This window comes from Flavobacterium sp. DSR2-3-3, from assembly GCF_049896585.1.
In the GTDB taxonomy this organism is placed as follows: Bacteria; Bacteroidota; Bacteroidia; order Flavobacteriales; family Flavobacteriaceae; genus Flavobacterium.
Map to the genome: position 1 here is coordinate 370,025 of NZ_JAFCUP010000001.1, position 20,402 is coordinate 390,426.

22 protein-coding genes are annotated in these 20,402 nt (G+C 35.0%); 7 read left to right on the forward strand and 15 right to left on the reverse strand.

Going from position 1 to position 20,402, the window contains the following annotated elements; genetic code table 11:
- Positions 1-73 precede the first annotated feature (73 nt).
- Positions 74-1,237, forward strand: coding sequence for a Na+/H+ antiporter NhaA (gene nhaA / locus ACP7AQ_RS01590; protein WP_426094130.1), 1,164 nt, complete (start codon positions 74-76; stop codon positions 1,235-1,237).
- A gap of 112 nt (positions 1,238-1,349) precedes the next feature.
- On the opposite strand, the gene ACP7AQ_RS01595 is transcribed toward nhaA, so the two are convergent.
- Together ACP7AQ_RS01595 and ACP7AQ_RS01600 are read right to left on the reverse strand one after the other, a co-directional pair.
- Positions 1,350-1,730 (reverse strand): Dabb family protein, encoded by a 381-nt coding sequence (locus tag ACP7AQ_RS01595; RefSeq protein ID WP_426090477.1) that lies wholly within the window; start codon positions 1,728-1,730, stop codon positions 1,350-1,352.
- A gap of 152 nt (positions 1,731-1,882) precedes the next feature.
- Positions 1,883-2,290 carry an MFS transporter gene (locus tag ACP7AQ_RS01600; protein ID WP_426094131.1) on the reverse strand — a complete coding sequence of 136 codons (408 nt, stop codon included), beginning with the start codon at positions 2,288-2,290 and terminating at the stop codon, positions 1,883-1,885.
- Between the two features lie 419 nt (positions 2,291-2,709).
- On the opposite strand from ACP7AQ_RS01600, the gene ACP7AQ_RS01605 reads away from it, so the two are divergent.
- A complete protein-coding gene (locus ACP7AQ_RS01605) occupies positions 2,710-3,159 on the forward strand; it encodes a PA2169 family four-helix-bundle protein (RefSeq protein ID WP_426094132.1) in 450 nt (149 codons plus the stop codon).
- Positions 3,160-3,420: 261 nt separating this feature from the next.
- Here the strand turns inward: ACP7AQ_RS01605 and proC are convergent, their stop codons facing one another.
- From proC to ACP7AQ_RS01665, 12 genes are all read right to left on the reverse strand, one after another.
- The gene (gene proC / locus ACP7AQ_RS01610) at positions 3,421-4,197 is read right to left on the reverse strand and encodes a pyrroline-5-carboxylate reductase (RefSeq protein ID WP_426062587.1); all 777 of its coding nucleotides are present in this window, start codon (positions 4,195-4,197) and stop codon (positions 3,421-3,423) included.
- Positions 4,198-4,413: 216 nt separating this feature from the next.
- A complete protein-coding gene (gene mgtE, locus ACP7AQ_RS01615; protein ID WP_426062586.1) occupies positions 4,414-5,766 on the reverse strand; it encodes a magnesium transporter in 1,353 nt (450 codons plus the stop codon).
- Positions 5,756-6,535: a 16S rRNA (adenine(1518)-N(6)/adenine(1519)-N(6))-dimethyltransferase RsmA gene (gene rsmA, locus ACP7AQ_RS01620; RefSeq protein ID WP_426094133.1), complete on the reverse strand. Its 780-nt coding sequence runs from the start codon at positions 6,533-6,535 to the stop codon at positions 5,756-5,758. The genes mgtE and rsmA overlap by 11 nt, the downstream gene beginning before the upstream one ends.
- 41 nt (positions 6,536-6,576) lie before the next feature.
- Positions 6,577-7,056, reverse strand: a complete 480-nt coding sequence (locus ACP7AQ_RS01625; RefSeq protein ID WP_426094134.1) for a nucleotidyl transferase AbiEii/AbiGii toxin family protein — start codon at positions 7,054-7,056, stop codon at positions 6,577-6,579.
- A gap of 1 nt (position 7,057) precedes the next feature.
- Complete coding sequence (locus ACP7AQ_RS01630) at positions 7,058-7,240, reverse strand: hypothetical protein (RefSeq protein WP_426090481.1); 183 nt, start codon at positions 7,238-7,240, stop codon at positions 7,058-7,060.
- A 2-nt stretch (positions 7,241-7,242) separates the two neighbouring features.
- Positions 7,243-7,557, reverse strand: coding sequence for a DUF4286 family protein (locus ACP7AQ_RS01635; RefSeq protein WP_426062582.1), 315 nt, complete (start codon positions 7,555-7,557; stop codon positions 7,243-7,245).
- A 68-nt stretch (positions 7,558-7,625) separates the two neighbouring features.
- A complete protein-coding gene (locus tag ACP7AQ_RS01640; protein ID WP_426094135.1) occupies positions 7,626-9,401 on the reverse strand; it encodes a tetratricopeptide repeat protein in 1,776 nt (591 codons plus the stop codon).
- A 55-nt stretch (positions 9,402-9,456) separates the two neighbouring features.
- Positions 9,457-10,038 (reverse strand): TIGR00730 family Rossman fold protein, encoded by a 582-nt coding sequence (locus ACP7AQ_RS01645; RefSeq protein ID WP_426094136.1) that lies wholly within the window; start codon positions 10,036-10,038, stop codon positions 9,457-9,459.
- A gap of 29 nt (positions 10,039-10,067) precedes the next feature.
- Entirely contained in the window at positions 10,068-11,339 is a 1,272-nt protein-coding gene (gene serS, locus ACP7AQ_RS01650) for a serine--tRNA ligase (RefSeq protein WP_426094137.1), read from the reverse strand.
- Positions 11,340-11,575: 236 nt separating this feature from the next.
- Positions 11,576-12,115 (reverse strand): DMP19 family protein, encoded by a 540-nt coding sequence (locus tag ACP7AQ_RS01655; protein ID WP_426094138.1) that lies wholly within the window; start codon positions 12,113-12,115, stop codon positions 11,576-11,578.
- 111 nt (positions 12,116-12,226) lie between these two features.
- Positions 12,227-12,397 carry a hypothetical protein gene (locus ACP7AQ_RS01660; protein WP_426094139.1) on the reverse strand — a complete coding sequence of 57 codons (171 nt, stop codon included), beginning with the start codon at positions 12,395-12,397 and terminating at the stop codon, positions 12,227-12,229.
- 99 nt (positions 12,398-12,496) lie between these two features.
- Positions 12,497-13,627, reverse strand: a complete 1,131-nt coding sequence (locus tag ACP7AQ_RS01665) for a DinB family protein (RefSeq protein WP_426094140.1) — start codon at positions 13,625-13,627, stop codon at positions 12,497-12,499.
- A 329-nt stretch (positions 13,628-13,956) separates the two neighbouring features.
- Between ACP7AQ_RS01665 and metG the strand changes: the two genes are divergently transcribed.
- The 5 genes from metG to ACP7AQ_RS01690 all read left to right on the forward strand — a co-directional run bounded on the left by metG (position 13,957) and on the right by ACP7AQ_RS01690 (position 19,871).
- Entirely contained in the window at positions 13,957-16,017 is a 2,061-nt protein-coding gene (metG, locus tag ACP7AQ_RS01670) for a methionine--tRNA ligase (protein ID WP_426094141.1), read from the forward strand.
- 175 nt (positions 16,018-16,192) lie between these two features.
- Positions 16,193-16,783, forward strand: a complete 591-nt coding sequence (locus tag ACP7AQ_RS01675) for a transposase (protein ID WP_426094142.1) — start codon at positions 16,193-16,195, stop codon at positions 16,781-16,783.
- Positions 16,784-16,845: 62 nt separating this feature from the next.
- Positions 16,846-17,529, forward strand: a complete 684-nt coding sequence (locus tag ACP7AQ_RS01680; RefSeq protein ID WP_426094143.1) for an HAD family hydrolase — start codon at positions 16,846-16,848, stop codon at positions 17,527-17,529.
- A 277-nt stretch (positions 17,530-17,806) separates the two neighbouring features.
- Complete coding sequence (locus ACP7AQ_RS01685; RefSeq protein WP_426090492.1) at positions 17,807-19,063, forward strand: OmpA family protein; 1,257 nt, start codon at positions 17,807-17,809, stop codon at positions 19,061-19,063.
- A 178-nt stretch (positions 19,064-19,241) separates the two neighbouring features.
- Positions 19,242-19,871, forward strand: a complete 630-nt coding sequence (locus tag ACP7AQ_RS01690) for a CatA-like O-acetyltransferase (RefSeq protein ID WP_426094144.1) — start codon at positions 19,242-19,244, stop codon at positions 19,869-19,871.
- Positions 19,872-19,954: 83 nt separating this feature from the next.
- Here the strand turns inward: ACP7AQ_RS01690 and ACP7AQ_RS01695 are convergent, their stop codons facing one another.
- Positions 19,955-20,287: a single-stranded DNA-binding protein gene (locus ACP7AQ_RS01695; RefSeq protein ID WP_426062570.1), complete on the reverse strand. Its 333-nt coding sequence runs from the start codon at positions 20,285-20,287 to the stop codon at positions 19,955-19,957.
- Positions 20,288-20,402 lie beyond the last annotated feature (115 nt).

The following is a 20,402-nucleotide window of genomic DNA, read 5'->3' on the forward strand; positions in this document are numbered from 1 at the left end:
GTTGTAATTTGTAAATTAGCCCTCTGAATTTTTTATTATAAAATTCATGCTTATAATAAATGAAAACCAAAAAATGAAATTAACAAAAACATTCAAAGCTTTTTTTGAAAGTGAAAAAGCAGGTGGCCTATTATTACTTTTTGTTACGATACTCTCTCTTTTATTAGCCAATTCGCCAATTCAAACCGGCTACATTGCGTTTTGGGAAACCAATATTGGCAGCCATTCGATAACACATTGGATTAATGATGGTTTAATGGCTATATTCTTTCTTCTCATCGGTTTAGAATTAGAACGCGAAATGTATCAAGGAGAATTATCCAGTATTCAAAATGCGGCTTTACCCATTTTTGGAGCCTTGGGCGGCATGGTTTTCCCGGCAGGAATCTTTTTACTGCTGAATTATGGAACTATTACACAAAACGGAGCCGGAATCCCTATGGCGACCGACATTGCATTTGCCATTGGTATTCTGTCCCTTTTAGGAAATCGCGTACCTACATCACTGAAAGTGTTTTTGACTGCGCTTGCCGTAATCGATGATTTAGGTGCCATTGTGGTAATTGCCATATTTTACACAGACACGATTGCTTATATGAATTTGCTTATTGCTTTTGCCATTATGGGCGGTTTGTTTATCCTGAACCGAAGAAAAGTACACAGCCTAATTCCTTATTTGATTGGTGGAGCGGCGATGTGGTATTTCATGCTGAATTCTGGGGTTCACGCGACGATAACCGGAGTATTATTGGCTTTTGTAATTCCGTTTGGAAATGGTGACAAAAAAACATCTTCGTACCGATTACAGCATTTTTTACACAAACCAGTTGCCTTTTTTATTCTTCCTTTGTTTGCTATAGCAAATACTTGTATTGCCATAAAATCAGATTGGTATGAAGGCTTGAATCATCCCAACACGATTGGAATTATGCTAGGCCTCGTGGTTGGAAAACCATTAGGGATATGGTTGTTTTCGTTTCTTGCTGTGAGTTTAGGGATTTGTACGCTTCCAAGAGATCTAAGATGGAGCAGTATTCTGGGCGCAGGAATGCTGGGCGGAATAGGTTTCACGATGTCTATTTTCATAACCTTGCTTGCTTTTAAAAACGACGGAGAAGAAGTAATTATCTATTCTAAAATTGCAATTTTGATTGCTTCCTTTATTGCAGGAACTGTTGGTTTCTTATGGTTGAAATTTAGTTTGAAATCCGGGAAAGCAAAAAAAATAACCAAATAGTATATAATCTAACTCCATTTTTACAAGAAAAAAGCCTCGTTTAAGAAGCAGCAAACGAGGCTTTTTTAGTTTATTTAAAAGCTATCTCCATGATACTGATTGTATCTTCCTTTTACTTATTAACCCAATAATCAACTACTGTAACTTTATCCGGCGCCGGACTTAAAACAGCTACAAAAGCTTTATGAGCCGGATGAATTAAATACGCATCTCTATCCGCTTCACTCCTGAAAGTCAAAACAAAACAATGAGTCAAACCACTATTTAGGTTTTCAGGACTGTTGTTGATTCCCCATTCATAGGCTTTGATTAATTTGATTTTATGTTCCAAATTCCCAAAAGCAGTTACCACTTTGTCAATTGCTGCGGCATCTGTTCCCGGTTTCCAACCAAACATTACCACATGCCTGAGCAGTTGTTTTTGTTTGTTTTGCTGGGCGTTTACGGTATAACTTGAAATTAAAATAAGCGCTAATAAGAGTAGTTTTTTCACGATAGTTTTTTTTCAAATATAGGATTTATTTGAATGTTTTACACGAAAACGAAATGTTGATATTTATGAAGCTTTAGTAAAAAAATTGCGCAACGTCAAAGATATTTGCGCAGCTTGTATGATAAACACTTTGTAAAAAAGCCTAATTGCAGTTATATTGCTTTAGATAACGCACTAATAACTCTATCTTCTGTCGGTCTTAAAAATAAAAGATATACTATTATCAAAATTCCAAGGATCAATAAATCTTGTTTTAAAAACAAGAAAAATAAGGCTGAACCTTCAAGAATGGCCCACCGAATAATTGAAGCGGTCTGGTAAATAGGAAGATTATCTTCAGGTTTTAGTTTAACGTCGACGTGTTTAAGTTGCGATTGAAATAAAAAATTGCTCACGAAAAAAGCTAAAATCGGGATAGCAAAATATATCAAATCTGAGGAATCAATAAACTCTATTTTTAAACTTTCAATTGAAAGCTGTCCAATAAATAAATAGGCAATTACTGTTCCCGCGGAAATAGCGAGATGAATAATTTGAAGTACTTTGATTTTCTCGTTCATTTTTTTTGATTTTAAAATTTAGTTCCTGCAGACGTAAATTCAGAGACATTTGAGCAGCTTGTATGATGAGCATTTTGCGGAGCAGGTAGTTTTTTCAAATATAAGATTTATTTTATAAAATTAATTCACAATTAAAAGTAGTAAAAAAGAAAAACAACACTTTACAACTTCCACATTTAAATAAAAAAACAAAATTATTACTGATTTTTGATTGTTGATGTAACGTATTATACGAGTTAAAAATGTTTTGAATTCACAATTAAAACTTTTTACTGCAGCATGTCTTACATTCTGTTTGTCAAATACTTAACAATGTGTGAATGTTGCAAATTTAAAAAAAAATTGTGTAAAAGTTTTATTGTAGAGTATACTGATATTTGTGTAAGTGAAAATTAATTCTCTTAATAAATACCAAAAAGATGAACATTGATAAAGCAATTGACACGTTAAATTCGTTAATCCAAATCAACAACGATAGAATTATAGGTTACGAAACTGCTTCAAAAGAGGCTGATGAAACAGATTTGAAAACATTGTTTTCTCATTTTACTGAAACAAGTCTAAAATGCAAATCAGAACTTGTTGCGGAAGTAAAAAGATTAGGTGGAACACCTACAGAAGGAACAACTACATCCGGTAAATTATTTAGAGTATGGATGGATATCAAATCTGCTATGACAGGTAGCGACAGAAAAGCGATAATTAATTCATGTGAATATGGAGAAGAAGCTGCCCTTGAAACCTACGATGACGCGTTAAGTCACGATGAAGATTTATCCGCGGAACAACTGGTGATGATTAAACAACAACATGCTGCTGTAAAAGCAAACTACCAAAAAATAAAAGATTTAAACAATCTTATGGCTTAGATTTTTGTTGAAGGAAACGGGCAATAGTCAAAATGCAAATTACTAACCCGTTGGTTGAACTTATTTCAAGTAAAAAAAATATTGCTTCGCTGTTAATCAAGATACTACTTTTCAGAATCTTGATTAACAAGTGAAGTAATTTCTATTTGGAGTTTTATAGAAAATTCTTTTTAGACTTTTAAAGATTGCATGGTCAGCACGGCAGACCGGCACGCATTATTTAACTAATAATTTGAGAAACAGGACCAGCCCAAACTACACTTAACCCTTGATTTGTTTCAAGGACGTTTTGATTCCTCGTATTAAGGACGAACTGAATCCGTGCATTTCCATTTCATTCAATCCCGCAATCGTGCAGCCTTGTGGTGTGGTTACACGGTCAATTAATTGTTCCGGGTGTACTTTTTCTTCCAGAAGCATTTCGGCAGCGCCTTTTACGGTTTGTGCAGAAATAGCTAATGCAGTTTGCCAGTCAAATCCTATTTCGATTCCGGCTTGCATCGAAGCGCGAATGTATCGCAATGCAAAAGCAGTTCCGCTGGCCGCGAGTACCGTTGCAGCATCCATTAATTTTTCGTCTATAATAGGAGCAGTTCCCAAACTCTGAAAAAGAGAAACTACTTCTTGAGCCTTTTCTTTGTCTTTTTCATGAAACGCAATACAAGTAGCTGATGCGCCAAACTGTGCCGCAATATTGGGCATGATTCGGATCGCACTATTAGCGGTACCAATTTTGTTTTGTAAATTTTCGATTGATAATCCACTCACGGCCGAAGCGATAATTTTATTGGAAATTACAGGGAGAATTTCGGCTAAAACGGCATCTACTTGGTACGGTTTTATCGTCAAAATAATAACATCAGCTTCTTGAATCTGATGGGTATTGTTGGTGGAAACCGTAGCACCTGATTTTTCGAGATACAGAATGCTGGAGGTGTTTCTTCGGGTTATCGTAACTTGATTTTCTGGTGAAAATTTTGATAGTCCTAATGCGATAGAAACGCCTAAATTTCCTCCGCCAATGATGTGTACTTTCATGCTGGTTATGGTTTTTCCTCTCCCCAACCCTCTCCAAAGGAGACGGAGCCAATATGGGAAAGTGTTAGTTTTTGTTGAATTTTTTAGATTCTTTTATAAAAATTAGAATTTAATTTGTCTTAAATTATTTTTATCTATTTTTTTATTTTTGTCCCTTTTTAATTGACAAAAAATAAAATAAAGTTTTTTGAAAAGTACTTTTCACTTTTCACTTTTTCAAAACCCCAAAATCATTTTTGCTATCGAAAAATAAATCAGAATTCCGCAAATATCATTGCTCGTTGTAATGAACGGTCCGGTTGCCAGCGCGGGGTCAATTCCAAATTTATCCAGCAATAACGGAATAAAAGTTCCTATTAACGAGGCAATTATAATTACAGACATTAATGCTATAGTCACAATAATCCCAATGATGAATTCGACATTCAACAGAAAATGACTTCCTAAAAATAATATCGTAGCCAGAATTACTCCGTTTAATAAACTTAGTGAAACTTCTTTGATCAATCTATTAAACAAGGATCCGCTCAATGAATTGTTTGCCAAGCCCTGCACAATAATTGCCGATGATTGCACCCCTACGTTTCCTGCCATAGCGGCAATAAGTGGCGTGAAAAAGAATAAATTTCCGTGCAGAAGCATCGCTCCTTCAAACAACCCCAACACTCTTACGGTGATGAATCCGCCCAAAAGCGCCAAAACCAGCCAAGGCAATCGTGCTTTTGTATGTTCAAAGATGCTGTCATCCGCTTCAACGTCTTGGGAAATACCCGCCGCTAATTGATAATCCTGATCGGCTTCGTCTTTTATTACGTCTACAATGTCATCAATAGTAATTCTTCCTACTAATCGTCCCATTTCGTCTACGACAGGAATAGCTTCTAAATCGTACTTTTGCATGATCCGGGCCACCTCAACATCTTCAGTATCTACTTTTACGGAGTTTAGTTTTCGGATGTAAACATCATTAATTGGTGTTCTGGAAGAGGTTGTCAATAAGTCCTTTAGCGACAAACGTCCTTTCAGTCGGTCTTCATCGTCCACCACATAAATCGAATGGACTCTGGAAATATTTTCGGCCTGAATGCGCATTTCTTTTACACAAGTAAGCACATTCCAATTTTCATTGACTTTAACCAATTCCTTGTGCATGATTCCACCTGCGGTATCTTCGTCATAACGCAATAAGTCAACAATATCTTTGGCATGCTCAACATCTTGAAGTTCTGATATTACTTCGGCTTTCAAATCTTTAGAAAGCTCCGCAATAATATCGGCCGCATCATTCGTTTCCAGCTCATCTAATTCTTCCGCAATCTCTTTTGCTGAAAGCCTGCTTAATATATTCTCCCGCAAATCATCTTCCAGTTCAAGAAGAATTTCGGCGGTTTTTTCACTGTCTAAAACTTTAAAAATATAGGTCGCTTCATTAAAATCAAGCTCATCGAGAATTTCAGCAATATCAGCATGGTGCATGTCATTCAATAATACTTCCAGTTGTTGGTCGTTTTTATTTTGAATGAGTTGCTCTAATTCCTGAATTAATTCTTTGCTGATTTTAAACTCCATCGGCTTCTATTTTTTGGGTAAGTTCTATGAACTGTTCTACATTTAATTGTTCTGGTCGAAGGTTGAAAATTTCGTCTTCTCTCAAACTATCCGACAAATTTAAGGTTTTTAAACTATTTCGTAACGTTTTGCGTCGTTGTTGAAAAGCCGTTTTCACTACGGTAAAAAACAATTTTTCGCCGCAAGGCAAACTGTAATCTTTCTTCCTGCGCAAACGTAAAACTCCTGATTTTACCTTTGGCGGCGGAATAAAAACATTCTCATCTACTGTAAATAAATATTCGGCATCATAAAAAGCCTGAACCAATACCGACAGAATTCCGTAGGCTTTGGTTCCTTTTTTTTCACAAATACGTTGTGCAACTTCTTTCTGAAACATTCCTGCAAATTCTGGTATTTGATCGCGGTATTCCAAAGTTCTGAACACAATTTGTGTTGAAATATTGTACGGGAAATTTCCAATAATAGCAAATTGTTTCCCTTCGAAAATATCGTTAATATTGTATTTCAAGAAATCTTTAGAAATGATTCTGTCTTTTAATTTTGGATAATTTTGGTCCAAATACGTCACTGATTCCGAATCGATTTCAATAACGTAGGTGTTCACTGGCTTCTCCAACAAATATTTTGTCAAAACTCCCATTCCCGGACCTATCTCTAATATATCCTCATATCCCTCTAAGTTCAAGGTGTCAGCAATGTCTTTTGCAATGCTTTCGTCTTTCAAGAAATGTTGTCCGAGGTGTTTTTTGGCTGTTACTTTTTCCATGTTTATGCTGAATACTTTCAGTATTTTTTATTTAGCTAATTTTATTGGTTTTTATTTATTTCTCGCAATTGCTGAATATCCAATAAATCCTTAGGTCTGTTTGCTTTAATTTTGCTTGTTATTAAATCTTCTAATGACAGTACATTCCATTTTAAAAAAAGATTGTCATTCACTTCTACTTCCTCGCTATTTTTAAATGCTTCTGCAAAAGTTTTGTTTACGGAAAATTTTGTGATTAATTCTAAATCCAAGTCTACAGGAGAGAATTTAACGGATATATTTTGTTCTTGTTTTTTTACATTTTCTGGAAAATCATCAATTTCATATCCCATATCATTAAAAACCGCTACTAATTTTTTAAAGTTTTCATCCGTTGTCTCTATCCAAAAATCGACGTCTTCGGAGTGGCGCTGGTATCCATGATAATTTACCGCACCTCCGCCCACCATCAACATTCTTACTTCATGTTTATTGGCAATAGAAATAAATTGATTGATGTTTTCTTCCCATTTTTGAAACATATCAGTTTGCTTTTATTTGAATAATAAAATTCGAATTAGTGTCTTTTTTATACTTCATTGGAAATTGATTAACCTTTTCCATCAAACGCAAAAATTGATAAAAACGTTCTGCTTTGGACAATTTCAAAAAATCCTCCAATTGTTTTCTGTTGCTTTCTTCTTTGGTTTGAAAATAGAGTTCCATGACTATTTATAATCAGCAATCAATTCCAATTCCGTTCTAAACGCCAGCATTTTATCTCCAAATAATTTCAATCCTTCTTCACGAAAAGCCGGTGCATCTTCCTGGTAATATTTCTCCAAAGTTTCTTTACTCTCTGTGGCATATTGAACCGAATAGGTCACTCCGCCCATTTCTTCTTCAATTAAAACCCGCACCATTCTTGCGGAAGAGAATTTCCCTGTAGCCAGAATTTCAGGAATATGCTTGTGCTGCATCCAAATCATCCATTGATCGTGAACGCTTTCGTGTATGTTTGTGGTAACGTTGTATAGTATCATTTTTAACTGTTTAGTCGTTGATTTGTTTAATTGGTTATTCGTATAAACAAATAACCAATTAACCTTTTTTATAAATTAGTATCGCCTCGCAATTGTCTGAATTTCTTCCTCGCTTCCACAAAATAAATACTGTCCTGATGATGGAACAATACTTTTTCATACAACGGCTTCGCTTCTTCAGGAATCAATTGCTTGTTATAAATTTCTGCCGAAAAATACAACGCTTCATCTATATAAATTCCGTCGCTATGTTGGTCGATAATAGTCTGGTATTGGCTTAAAGCCAAAGCAAAATCGCCTTTCTTTTCATATATTTTTCCTAATCGCAACAAGGTCACAGCTTCTATTTCTTGTCCTTTATGGTTTTTCAAAATCAATTGAAACTGTGTTATAGCTTCCTGATTTCTGTTTTGATACAACAGATAATCTCCTTTTGCAAATTGCTTCAAAGCTGTTTGTGTCGAATCTGCTACGGTATTGTCGTTAATTAACAGAAAATATTCCAAAGCATCATTGGCGATCAACTGTGTATTGGCTGATTTCAATTCCTTGAATTGCTTCAACGCCCAAGCAAAATCGGTTTTGAAATAACTGGTTTTTGCGGCTTTCAAACTGGCTTCATGCGCCATTACATCATTTTTTAAATCCAATTCAATTTGCGAATAATAGATTAAAGCCTGATTGAATTTTTCTTCGAAAAGCAAAATATCGGCCAGTTCCATTTTGGCATTAGCCACTTCATAATCATTCAATTGCAATTCCAGCGCTCGCTTGACCATTGCCTTTCCTTCCTCAGGTTTTTTTAAATTAAATGCCGTGAAATGTGCCTGAATTAGCTGCAAAGATAAGGTAAAAGGACTTAGCCCAAACTGTTTCAACAAACCGTCTAATGTCGTACTGATGGCTGCAAAATCTTTTTCAGATGCTTTTTCAATTCTCATTGTTACCAAATAAGAATTCGCTTGGATAAGCAATTCAAAATCTTGTGTATTTTCCAATACAAAACTTAAAATTTCTTTAGCTGCTTCTTGATTCTCGTCTTCAATTGCCAACTGCCCTAAATTTACAATGTTAGCAAGCGATTCTGAATTACGTTTATAAATGGCTTTTTCCTGAATAAATGCTTTTTCGAATTCTTTTTGTTGGACATAAAACCAACTCAAATAATGATTCCAAAACAGATCTTGATTTTTTTGGGTTCTTACAATCAGCGCCTTTCTTAATATTTCATTGAAGTTTGCGTCACCTTCATCCATCATAAAACGAACCAGCTGATTTTGGATTCTAATGGAATTTTGAGGATTGGCATATGCCTCATCCAGAAACGTAGAAATCATCATTTCCATATTGGATAATTGACCGTAAAGCAATCCAATTTGATAATTAAAATTAAAATTTTTATCAAGTTCTGAAGCGGTTTGATACGATTTTAGCGCATATTCGAGCAACACTTTTCTCTCAAAAGCGTTGGAAATTCCGTAAACATCATTTGGATTTTTTTTGATTCGGTCTAACGCCTGTTCGTAGTAAATTTTGGCTTTAGCTTCATTTTTTTGCAACTGAAAATTGTATCCTAATTCTACCAGAAGATTTCCTTGATTGTATTTTTCAAGTCGTTGTTGAATGGCTTTTTCGGCGCTTTCAAACTGCTGTAATTGCTGAGAACAATCTATTATTCTTAAAAAATACTGTGAATTTTGTGGAATCTCCTGCAGCAACTCTTCATAACTGATCTTCGCTTTCTCAAAATCGCCTTTATCATAATAATACTGCGCCAATTGTTCGTTTTGAGCAAACGCAAATAGCGATAAAAACAGGTGTATTAAGAGAACGATTTTTTTCATTTTTTTATCTGTTTTTCTAATTCAGATTTGGATTATGGAATACAGATTTACGTCTTTATTCATTTCCCTTTTTAATCCATTTTCCAACTTCCGGCGCTGTGTAATTTTCCATTTTGCTCAATAAGTCTTCCGCATCATCACTAACCAAAATCATCTTTTGATTGATTTCTTTTAAAAAACCGCTATCGATCATTTTTTGGATGAATTGCAATAATAAATCATAAAATCCATCAACGTTTAAAATCCCAATGGGTTTCTTATGAAGTCCGAGTTGCCCCCACGTCAGCATTTCGAAAAACTCCTCTAAAGTTCCAAATCCGCCAGGCAATGCAATTACGCCATCGCTTAATTCATTCATTCTGGTTTTTCTTTCGTGCATGCTTTCTACAATAATTAATTCTGTCAAATTATCGTGAGCAACCTCTTTAGACATCAAAAAACGGGGTAAAACACCAAATACTTTTCCGTTTTCGCTCAAAACACCATCTGCAACTGCACCCATTAGACCAACTTTTGCGCCACCGTAAACCAAATCGATGTTCTTCCTAGCCATTACCTGTCCCAGCAAAATAGCTTGAACCTCGTGATTTTTTTCATTCCCAAAACTGGAGCCACAGAACACCGTAATTCTTTTCATCAACAAAATGTTTTTCAGTAATGTTATGTTTAATTTATAATATCAAACCCGCAATACTGACGCAATACTTCCGGGATTACGATTCCTTCCGGAGTTTGATAGTTTTCTAAAATTCCGGCCAAAACTCTTGGTAAAGCTAGTGCACTTCCGTTTAAGGTGTGTGCTAATTGGTTTTTTCCGTCTTTGTCTTTGAAACGTAATTTCAAACGATTCGCTTGAAAAGTCTCAAAATTAGAAACTGAACTGATTTCCAACCAGCGATCTTGCGCGGTAGAAAACACTTCGAAATCATAGGTCAAGGCTGCCGTGAAACCCATATCACCACCACAAAGACGCAATATTCGATATGGTAATTTCAATTCTCGAAGAATATTTTTCACGTGTTCCACCATTCCGTCCAAAGCTTCATACGATTTATCTGGATGTTCTACACGAACAATCTCGACTTTGTCAAATTGATGCAAACGGTTTAATCCGCGTACATGCGCGCCATAAGAACCTGCTTCTCTGCGGAAACATGGCGTGTACGCCGTCGTTAAAACTGGCAATTCATTTTCGTTTAAGATAACATCACGAAACAAGTTAGTTACCGGAACTTCAGCCGTTGGAATTAAATATAAATCATCGGTTTTATCATGGTACATTTGCCCTTCTTTGTCTGGCAATTGTCCCGTTCCATAAGCCGATGCTTCATTTACCATGTGTGGAACCTGAACTTCATTGTATCCTGCAGCGGTATTTTTATCCAAAAAATAATTGATCAAAGCACGTTGCAACTTGGCTCCTTTTCCTTTATACACCGGAAATCCTGCACCAGTAATTTTTACTCCAAGTTCAAAATCAATGATGTCGTATTTTTTTACTAATTCCCAATGAGGTTGCGCTCCTTCGTGCAAAACTGGAATCTCCCCTTCTTGAAAAACGTTTAGGTTTTCCTCTGGTGTTTTCCCAGCAGGAACAATATCTGCCGGAAGATTGGGTAATGTGTATAATTTTTCCAAAAGTTCAGCAGCAAGTACATCAGCACTTTCAGATAATTTCTTGCTTTTCTCTTTCAATAAAACTGTTTTTTCTTTTAAAATTGAGGCTTTCGATTTCTCTCCAGCTTTCATCAATTCACCAATATCTTTGGATAATTTATTAGATTCGGATAAAATTCCGTCTAACTCCACTTGCGTAGCGCGACGTTTTTCATCTAGTTGTACCACTTCTTCAACAACACTTGTTGCATCGATGTTTCTCTTGGCCAAAGCAGTGATTACTTTTTGCTGATTCTCTCTAATAAATGCGATTTGTAACATAGTTGATTTTTTTAACGCTAACTTAAATAATAATTGAAGCAAATTTAAGGAAATGTTTGCTAGAAATGGGACAAAAAATTAGTCCAAAGTCCAAAGTCATAAAGTCACAAAGTCAAGCTTAAGGAAATAACCTTGTTTAGTCACCCTTAATTTAAATATAATATCATGTTGAAAAGACAATGGAGTACAATAGAAAATACCTTTAAGACTTTTGACTTGCGACCTTTGAGTTTAGATTAGTTTCTTTTAATCTCATGACCCACAAATTCTTCTAAAGTGGCGAACATGTCATCTACAGAAAGCACTTCAAAATCGGGGTGGGTTTTCAAGAAATTAGCATTCAAAGTAACCAAATTCTCTTCTATTTCGAAAAAAGCGTCGTTGTTGAGTAAATCTCGGATAGGATTTACGCCTTCCAGTTTCCCTTTTAGGAATTTATTGAGCTTGACACTGCTCATCAATTTTACTTTTTTGGATTGCTGTTGAAACAAGTCCAAATGCTTTTCGGCGCCAATCAAAGCCAAACCTTCATCAATCAATTCGTTTAGCTCCTTATCCCAACCCGAATTGTATACAAATTGAGGAAAATTTCCTTCGGTATATTGTGATGTGTAATAATCTAAATAATAACTCATTATGGCATCTTCGTGAATCAAATCATCGTTTACGCCTTCCTCACGCATTAAGTTGATTACTGAAATATTAGAGTGAATTACATCTTGGAGATTTTCACTGTTCATTGCTGTTTCTGAAATAATTATTCTACCGAATTCCATTTATTTTGTATTTGAATATGTGCTGCAAATTTCGGGTAAAATAGTGAGGAATCGAAATGTTTTTTTAGCCACGGATTGCACAGATTAGCACAGATTGATTAGCGTTACTATTTAACTGACATCAGATTCGTCACTAGTCTTTTTCTGATTCATTTTTGTCACTAAAGCTTTCAAACGTATCGCTTTTTCTTTTTTTTCTTCTTGAAGTTTAGTCTTTTTCCGATTCAGCAATTTGGTATGTAAAGCCTTATTTTTGGTATTTTTTTCGGGTCCTTTTGTCATAATTTACAGTCTTTATTAATTCCGTTTGTAAAGATGAAAAAAGCCACATTAATAACGTGGCTTTCCTAATTGACGTACTATTGATAAAATTTTATTACTTTAGTTTTTAATCTTTTGTTCTAAATCCACTGCCATTTGCGGCGGAATCCTTTTCTTTAAAAATAAAATTTGCCCTAAATGACTGGATTGGTGTTCCATAACATGAAACCAACAATACTGGTTTGTTACACCATATCTTTTTTGCTCTGTAGCAAACCAAGCATCATCTTTCTTTTTTAGCTCAGTTATCGTTTTTGTTCTAACTTCATTATATAGATCTAAATAATACTGTATGTCATGCCCTTTTATCTCATTGCGACCACCCTTATCTAAATCTAAAGCCAAACCCCATTTTTTCTTTTCTTCTGGGTTAAATTCTCTGTTTTCAAAGGTTACAACTTGATAATAAGCCTCGGCTGCCGCTAAATGCATTACCAAAGCCCCAATCCTATTAGCTTCTTCATCATGTAAATAATCAATTTCGTATTTATCCATATTTTTGACTGTGTTTTCAACACGGTCTTTTAAATCTTCAAGCATCGAAATCATTGCGCCAATTTGAGGTGAAGCTCCTTCAACATTACCGATCTTTCCAGTCTCTTTTATTTTTATACCACTTCCCTCGATCAATAACCCCAACTTTCCATCAACGTTACTTTTATCAGATATAATTTTATATTCTTTTACTTTGACTATTTTGTTTTTGGATATTCCTAAGTCCCATTTTGGAATATCACCATTCTTTACAGGAGTTTCAAAACTGGCATTTAAAACCGTAATTGGTTCAAAAATGCCTTTTTCATTTTCAATAAGCAATTCAAATTTATCGAAGTAGAATTTTCCATTATATAGACACAAGCCACCAAAACTTAATGATTTAGTATTGGTATCAATAATTCCTTCAACAGTATAGGATTGCCAAGCTTTTGCTTTAATTGGTCTATCATTCATGTTATCAAAAAAGCCATCTTCTTCATTTTTGGTATCTACTCTAGCCCAAACCCCAGCCCAAGCCATAGGTTCTTCGGACTCCACTTTTACAGAGGCAATTACTTTAAACTTTTTTGACACGGCAGTTTGAATGGTTATAGTTTGGTTAAAAGAAGTCCAATCGCTGGAAACTTCTTTTTGAATCTGAGAATAAACAGAAAAAACACATAAAAACAGTGACAGTATCGTTATTTTTTTCATTTTAATAAATAGTTGAATTTAATTGTAAGCGTTTAGATTTAAAATACTTTGGTAAAAAAAATGTAAATATAATACTATTTTTTAGAGTTTTATATTGCTGATCTTAAGTTTTTGAATCTTTTAGTATTGTTAGATAACTAAATATGCTTAGCGTAAAAAGTTGTCACCATACGAAATCTTTTAGCCCCGATGGCAGTGAAAATCCTTTCTATTTTTTTCTTTAAAATAGAAAGATTGCAACGGATAGCGGGAAATAGCTCCAAATAAAAATTCTATTGCTTATTTTTGCAGCTCGTTCTGAATTAATTTCAGAATCTAAAAATAATTTTATGATACAGAATCCAAAAAGATATACGATTACAGCTGCATTGCCTTATACGAACGGACCGATTCACATTGGCCATTTGGCGGGTGTTTACGTGCCTTCGGACATCTATTCCAGATATTTAAGATTGCAGGGAAGAGACGTTTTGTTTGTTTGCGGAAGTGACGAACACGGCGTGGCAATTTCGATGAAAGCTAAAAAAGAAGGCATTACGCCACAGGAAGTAATCGATAAATATGATGGAATTATCCGTAAATCGTTCTCTGATTTTGGAATTTCGTTTGATAATTATTCAAGAACTTCGGCCAAAATCCATCATGATACGGCTTCGGAATTTTTTAGAAAATTGTATGAACAAGGTGATTTTATTGAAGAAGTAACCGAGCAATTGTATGATGCGAAAGCAGACCAATTCTTGGCAGATCGTTTTGTGGTGGGAACTTGTCCAAAATGCGGCAACGAAGAAGCTTACGGCGATCAATGCGAAAAATGTGGCTCGACCTTAAATGCTACGGATTTGATAAATCCAAAATCGACCATTACGGGAGAAACTCCGATTATGAAAGCAACGAAACACTGGTTTTTGCCTTTGGACCGTTATGAAGATTTCTTGAAAGAATGGATTCTCGTTGGACATAAAAACGACTGGAAACCGAATGTTTACGGGCAAGTAAAATCATGGATTGACGGCGGATTAGAACCTCGCGCGGTTACTCGTGACCTCGATTGGGGAATTGACGTTCCGGTTGAAGGTGCCGAAGGTAAAAAATTATACGTTTGGTTCGATGCGCCGATTGGCTATATTTCTTCTACCAAAGAATGGGCTTTGCGCGAAGGAAAAGATTGGGAACCGTACTGGAAAGATCAGGATACAAAACTGGTTCACTTTATTGGGAAAGATAATATTGTTTTCCATTGTATAATTTTTCCTGCGATGCTGAAAGCGGAAGGAAGTTATATTTTGCCCGACAATGTGCCTGCGAATGAGTTCTTGAATTTAGAAGGAAATAAATTGTCAACTTCTAAAAACTGGGCGGTTTGGCTTCACGAATATTTAGAAGAATTCCCAAATCAGCAAGATGTTTTGCGTTATGCGTTGACCTCAAATGCACCGGAAACGAAAGATAATGATTTTACCTGGAAAGATTTTCAGGCGAGAAATAATAATGAGCTAGTAGCGATTTACGGGAATTTAATTAATCGTGTCGTGGTTTTAACCAATAAGTATTACAACGGAATTGTTCCGCAACCAAATGTGCTATCAGAAGTTGATGAACAAACTCTGGCTGAATTGAAAGCGTATCCAGCTGTGATTTCAAGTTCTCTGGAGCGTTACAGATTTCGCGAAGCGTTGAGCGAATTGATGAATGTGGCCCGTTTGGGAAATAAATATTTGGCCGACGAAGAGCCTTGGAAAGTCATCAAAGACAATCCGGAACGCGTGCAAACGCAAATGTATGTGGCGTTGCAAATTGCGGCTGCGTTAAGTTCACTTTGCGAACCATTCTTGCCATTTACAGCCAAAAAATTATCAAGAATTCTAAAAATAGAAAGCCCATTAAACTGGAATACTATTGCTCAAACTTCTGATTTGATTCAAGCGGGACACCAAATTGGCGAGGCGGAATTATTATTTGCCAAAATTGAAGATGAGGAAATTCAAAAACAAATAGACAAACTAGAAGCGACTAAAACAGCCAACAAAGCCGAAAATAAAGTAGCAGAACCACAGAAAGAAGCGATTCAATTTGAGGATTTCGCCAAAATGGACATCCGTACAGGAACGATTCTGGAAGCCGAAAAAATGCCGAAAGCGAACAAACTTTTGATTTTGAAAATAGATACCGGAATTGACGTGCGTACCATCGTTTCTGGAATTGCGGAGAGTTTCAAACCAGAAGATATTGTAGGGAAAAAAGTCACTGTTTTAGTGAATTTGGCTCCAAGAAACCTTCGCGGCGTAGAAAGTCAGGGAATGATTTTGATGACAACTAATACCGAAGGAAAATTAGTGTTTGTAAATCCAGATAATGATGGAGTTCCGAATGGGGAGACGATAAATTAAACATTCATATATCCACTATTACGTAGAGACGTTGCATTGCAACGTCTCTACTGTTTTAACCAAGAACCATTCAGAAATTATATAAAAAATTATTATATTCGTTATCATCAACATACAGGAGACGGCAGTCGTTGCAATGCAACGTCTCTATCTGATAAATCCGAACGAAAATAATATGAATACCAAATTCCAAAATAAATACCGCATACCCTCTGCCCGATTGAAAAATTGGGATTATGGAAATAACGGTGCCTATTTTATAACCATTTGTACTTCAAACCGGGAACATTTTTTTGGCGAAATCGTTTTGGGCAATGATGAAAATGAAATGCAGCTGAATGAAATCGGAAAATTGACGGATCAATTTTGGGCAGAAATCCCCAAACATTTCCCATTTGTTGAATTGGGAAATTATGTCATTATGCCGAATCACATTCATGGAATATTGATAATTGACAAAAAAAATGTAATTGAATCAAATACCGTTGTAAAGACGTTACATTGCAACGTCTCTACAAATAATACAGATATTGTAATAATAAATGAAACAATGTCAAAAATTTCTCCTAAACGAGGAACGATTTCCACCATAATTCGTTCCTACAAATCGGTGGTAACCAAAAATGCACATTTTATCCATGCTGATTTTGAATGGCAAGCACGTTTTCACGACCATATTATTCGTGATTCCGAATCATTTGAGAGAATACAAAATTATATAGAAACCAATCCTGAAAAGTGGAAAGAAGACAAATTTTACAACTAAACTAATTGAAATTATAATTCAGAAGTAACTTTTGTAATTATACCCAAAAAACATAACACACCATGAATCTAAAAATAATTGCTTTCGACGCTGATGACACCTTATGGATCAACGAAACGTATTTTGATGAAACCGAGAAGAAATTTTGTGGTTTAATGGAAGATTATCTGTCCCATCAAGGGATTTCCAAAGAACTATTTAAAGTAGAAATTGATAATTTAAAATTGTACGGATACGGAATAAAAGGCTACATTCTCTCGATGATTGAAGCAGCCATGAATATTTCAAATAATACCATTCCTATTGAAATCATCGAAAAAATCATTCAATATGGAAAAGAATTACTCGAAAAACCGATTGTTTTATTAGAAGGCGTCGAGGAAACTTTAGCAGCTTTACACGGAAATTATAAATTAGTGGTTGCCACCAAAGGCGATTTATTAGACCAGCGAAGAAAATTACACAATTCGGGTTTGGGTCATTACTTTCACCACATTGAAGTGATGTCTGACAAACAAGAAATTGATTATTCCGATTTAATCAAACGATTGGAAATACAACCGGAAGAATTTTTAATGATTGGAAATTCCTTAAAATCTGATGTTTTACCTGTTTTGGCCATTGGCGGACACGCCGTTCATATTCCGTTTCATACAACTTGGGCACACGAAAAAATTGACCATAAAGTGGAGCATGAAAACTTCAGAGCTTTCGAAAAAATCACGGAGGTTTTAAGACAATTATAAAACACTAAATTTGATATCAAAAACAAAAAATAAGTGCCTGCTAATCAGACATTTGAAATTCTGACGAACGATTAAAAAGCAGGATTGTATTCTAATTCGCCATAAAAATTTTTAGATTTTAAAAAAAAAATTCTTCTGATCTTGCAAATAATTCAATAAAAACTCTTTTTGAACCCTATTTTTATAAAATTACAACAAATTCTTATATAATTTACTCTTTTTCGTAAATCTAACGATTTTGTGTAGTAAATTTGCCGAAAATTAAAATTTTCCCAAAATGAAAAAAATTATACTTACGTTAGTTTTTGCTTCAGCAATTACTACAATGAGTGCTCAGACAGAAACTGTAAAAAGTACTGAAAACGACTATAATAAATGGTCTATTGAAATTGCAGGTGGTGTTAATAAAACACAACGACCAATGACTGCTGGTTATTTTACTTCTACGCCAAGTCCTTTCGTGGCTGATCTTGGAGTTAGATATATGTTTAATAACAAATTTGGTTTGAAAGCTGATCTTGGAATGAACAGTTTTGAAGGAAAAAACAATTCAATTGATTTCGACACTAAATATTACAGAGCAGACTTACAAGCCGTTGCTAACTTAGGAAGAATCATGAACTTTGAAACTTGGACCAATACACTTGGTTTAATCGGTCATGCTGGTTTTGGTTTAGCGCAATTAGAAGATCAAAATTCTGCATTGAAAGACAGAATGGGTAACTTCATTGCTGGTGTAACAGGTCAAATCAAACTATCAAACAGAATTGCTTTGACAGGAGATTTCACAACTATCCTTAATGCTGCTCAAGATGCTGCTTTTGATGCTGCAAGTACTCGTAGCGCAAGAGGATTTTCAGGAATTCTTTTTAATGGTACTGTAGGTTTAACAGTTTACTTAGGTAAAAACGAAAAACATGCTGACTGGGTGATTGACAATGAAGGTAGATTCGACGCAATTGACCAAAGATTTATGGCTATTGAAAATAAAATGTTAGACACAGATAAAGATGGTGTAGCTGATTATTTAGATGAAGAAGCTAATACTCCTGCAGGTGCAATGGTGGATACAAAAGGTAGATCAATTGATAAGAACAGCAACAATGTTGCTGACGATACTGAAGCATACATCTTGAAAAATTATGCTGGAAATACTGGTGACGGTTCTGTTATCTACAATAACGATTTGATCAAAAGTTTAATCAACGGTGGTTATGTTGCTGTTTATTTTGATTACAATAAATCTACTCCAACAAATGTTTCTACAGAAGGTACAGATTTTATCTTGACATATTTAAGAAACAATCCTACTGCTACAGTTGACATTATTGGTCACGCTGACGAATTAGGCAGATCAGAATACAATGATAAATTATCTGCTGCAAGAGCAAATAATGTAAAAAATACTTTGATAAAAGCTAATGTTGATGCATCAAGATTGAATGTTGTTGCTGCTGGTGAAGACACTTCAGTTGATAAAGATTCAGATGCTGCAAGAAAATTAGTTAGAAGAGTTACTTTCAGAGTAAAATAATTATTTCTCCATATTCTATAAAAACCCTAAAAGAAATTTCTTTTAGGGTTTTTTTATGTCTTTTTGTTTCGATTTGAAGAACATTTACTCAGTTCCTTAAAACAAAAATTCCAAAAAAACGGATTTATGATTCAAAACATTAACAGTACTTTTGAAAAATAAATAAAAATATCCCATTTTGCGAACCCTTTTAGATACAGAAAATTGGTCAAGAAAAGAACACTTCCATTTTTTCAAACAATTCGAAGAACCATTTTTTGGCGCCACTGTCGAAATTGATTGTACCAAAGCCTACACAACTGCAAAAGCATTGAAAGCTTCCTTTTTCAGTTACTATTTACATAATACATTGATCGCAGTGAATGCGATTGAATCGTTTCGCTATCGAATTTCAGACAACAATATATATGTTTGTGACCAAGTTAATGCTTCAGCGACTATTGGTCGGGAAGACGGGACGTTTGGTTTTTCATTGATTGAATACAATTCTGATTTTTCGGTTTTTGCAACAAACACTTCTAACGAAATCGAACGTATTCAAACTACAACCGGACTCTTTACCCGATCATTTGACGATGATAATGTCATTCACTTTTCGGCGATTCCGTGGTTAGATTTTACCTCTTTATCCCACGCAAGAAGTTATACTTTTCCGGATAGTTGTCCTAAAATTTCGTTTGGAAAAATGAAAATTGCTGACAACGGCAAAAAAACCATGGCAATGTCTGTTCATGTTCATCACGGATTAATGGATGGTTTTCATCTCGGACAATTTGTGGATTGTTTTCAGGAATTAATGAACCAATAAAAGCGTTCAATTTTTGTTAAAAAAAAGTCCCGGTTTGCAGTAAAATTTAGCTGCAAACCGGGACTTACTATTGGGAACTGATTTTATTTTCCTAAAAGCATTACCTCATTAACCACTACTTCGGTGACATATCTTTTTTCGCCATTTTTATCGTCGTAACTTCTGTGGGTTAGTTTTCCTTCGATAGCAATTTCTTTTCCTTTGGTAACATACTTTTCTATAATTTCTGCCGTTTTTCCCCAAGCCACTAATTTGTGCCATTGGGTTTCCTCTACTTTTTCTCCTTTTTCGTTTTTGTAGCTTTCATTAGTTGCTAATGTAAAATTGGCCAACTTTTTCCCTCCGTCAAATGATTTGATTTCCGGATCATTCCCAACGTGTCCAATTAACTGTACTTTGTTTCTTAATGTACTCATGGCGTGTAAAATTTAAATGTTAGTGTATATAAGTTATTTGTTGAATTGTTCTTTCAAATCAACACTGCAAAGATGCGCTTACTGTCAAAAAGTATTCGGTTGCTAACTACTTACT